A 2,567-nucleotide genomic window follows, 5' to 3' on the forward strand; every position below is an offset into this window, starting at 1 on the left:
CGGTTCCTCCTCGGGACGAGCCTCATGCTGCGGCGCGCGCCGAGCCCGGGGAAGGCGTGTTCCGGCATACCCCGCATCCACGGCGTCGATACAGTGGTGCGATGGGGCGGCGACGGCGGTGAACCTCGCGAACCTCGACCTCAACCTGCTCGTCCCCCTCGACGCGCTGCTGCAGCAGCGCAGCGTCACGCGGGCCGCCGAGCAGCTCATGCTGAGCCAGCCCGCCCTGTCGGCCTCGCTGGCGCGCCTGCGCCGGCACTTCGACGACCCGCTGCTGGTCCGCGTCGGCAACGCCTACCAGCTGACCCCGCTGGCCGAGCAGCTCGCCGAGCGGACCCGCGTCCTGCTCGCCGACGTCGACCGGGTGTTCTCGGCGGAGCCGGACTTCGACCCCGGCACCACGACGCGCGAGTTCACGATGCTGACGAGCGACTACAGCTGCACGGTCCTCGCCCCGCGGATCGTCGCCCTGCTCGAGGCCGAGGCGCCGCGCGCCCGCCTGCGGCTCGCGGCCAACACCCCGCGCGTCGTGGAGACCGCCGAGCGGTCGCTGCTCAGCACCGACCTCATGGTCATGCCGCACGGCTTCCTGTCCGACCTGCCGCACCAGGACCTGCACCGCGACGAGTGGGTCTGCGTCGTGGCGAGCGAGAACACCGAGGTGGGCGAGGAGCTGACGCTCGAGCAGGCCCGGACGATGCCGTGGGTGGCCTGCTACCACGGCCCCACGGCCGCGACGCCGGCCGCGCGGCAGATGCGGATGCTGGGCCTCGAGCAGCGCATCACCGTGGTCACCGAGAACTTCGTGACGGTGCCGGGGCTGGTCGCGGGCAGCGGCCGCGTCGGGCTGCTGCAGCAGCGGCTCGTCGACGCCCTGCCGCCCGGGGCCGGGGTGCGGGCCGTGCCGTGCCCGGTCGAGGTCGGGCCGCTCATCGAGGCGATGTGGTGGCACCCGTCCTACACGGCCGACCCCGAGCACTCGTTCTTCCGCGACCTCGTGCTGCGCGCGGCGCAGGACACCGCCGGCGCCTGAGCCGCGGGGCCCGGCGGACCGGCCCGCGTCACCCGGACGGCCGCATCGACGTCGCTGATGCCCGGCCCCACGGTTGTCTATTGGTCGCCGCGGGCGTCCCGCGCTGATACTCGGGGCTCCGGTTGACCCGCGACGGCGCGGGCCCGTGGCAGGAGGATCCCGTGTCCGACGTCATCCCCGACGGTCCCGTGCGCTCGACCGCACCGACCCGCGCGAGCGCACCGTCCAGCCCCCCACCGTCCACCCCCGCGGCGGCGCGTCCCACCGCGGCTCCGTCCGGCCACGAGGCCGAGACGGGCGGCCGCCAGCCCACCGCCCTGCAGGCGACGTTCCTGCTCTGCCTCAGCTGCCTGTCGGTGCTGGGCGCCGTGCTCATCGCCCCCGTCCAGCCCGCCATCGCGCGGGCGTTCGCCGACCAGCCGGGCGTCGCGCTGCTCGTGCCCGTGTCCCTCACCGTCCCCGCGCTGCTCATCGGCCTCACGGCGCCGTTCGCGGGCCGCATCGTCGACCGGGTCGGCCGCATCCGGCTGCTCGTGGTCGCCCTGGTGGCCTACTCGATCTTCGGCACCGCGCCGCTGTGGCTCGACAGCCTCCCGGCCATCGTCGCCAGCCGCGCCCTCGTCGGGGTCGCCGAGGCGGCCATCATGACGAGCTCCACGACGCTGATCGGCGACTACTACTCGGGCGCGCGCCGGAACAAGTACTTCGGCCTGCAGACCGTGGCGTCCGCGATCTCGGCCGTGGTGTTCATCGGCGCCGGTGGCGCCCTCGGGGCCGGCAACTGGCGCACCCCGTTCTGGCTGTACGCCGTGGGCCTCGTCGCCGCGGTCCTGGTCCCGCTCATGCTGTGGGAACCCGCGGCCCGGGTCCGCGGCCAGCTGCCCGCCGTGCCGTGGCGGCGCATCGCGCTGCCGCTGCTCATCACCGTCCCGGGTGGCGCGGTGTTCGCGACCCCGATCGTCCAGCTCTCCTTCGTCCTGGACGCGGCCGGGGTCGGCAGCACCGCGACGATCGGCGCGATCAGCGCCTTCGCCGCGGTCGCCACCGCCGTCGGCGGCATCTCCTTCGCCCGGCTGGCCCGCCGCGGCCCGACCTTCCTGCTGCTGACCTCGCTCGGCCTGGCCTGCGTGGGCATCGCCGTCCTCGGCCTCGCGCCCGCCGTGCCGCTCATCGTCGTCGGCGCCGTGATCGCTTCCGCGGGAACGGGTCTGCTGCTGCCCACCCTCCTCACGTGGACCCTGACCACCCTGCCGTTCGAGCAGCGGGGCCGGGCGACGGGGGTGTTCACGGGCGCGCTGTTCTTCGGGCAGTTCCTCTGCCCGCTCCTGGTCTTCGCCTTCACCGCCGCCCTCGGCGGCCTGCCCGCGGCCCTGCTCGCGATGGCCGTCGTCGCGGCCGTGCTGCTGGCGATCGTCGTGGCCCGGCGCCCCGCCGTGGCGCTGGAGGGCTGAGCGGCCGCATCGGCCCGCCTGATGCCCCGCATCACGGAACTCCCCTTCCCCACCCCCCTGCCGCTGCCGCACAGTCGGAGCAC

The 2,567-nt window shown here is 75.0% G+C and carries 2 protein-coding genes; both read left to right on the plus strand.

Annotated elements, in window-relative coordinates; translation table 11 throughout:
• The first annotated feature begins 118 nt into the window (after window positions 1-118).
• The gene (locus GTR02_RS21255; protein WP_166609464.1) at window positions 119-1,033 is read left to right on the plus strand and encodes a LysR family transcriptional regulator; all 915 of its coding nucleotides are present in this window, start codon (window positions 119-121) and stop codon (window positions 1,031-1,033) included.
• Window positions 1,034-1,194: 161 nt separating this feature from the next.
• Entirely contained in the window at window positions 1,195-2,484 is a 1,290-nt protein-coding gene (locus tag GTR02_RS21260; protein WP_205709767.1) for an MFS transporter, read from the plus strand.
• The last annotated feature ends 83 nt before the right edge of the window (window positions 2,485-2,567 follow it).

It is taken from the genome of Kineococcus siccus, from assembly GCF_009906795.1.
In the GTDB taxonomy this organism is placed as follows: Bacteria; Actinomycetota; Actinomycetes; order Actinomycetales; family Kineococcaceae; genus Kineococcus; species Kineococcus siccus.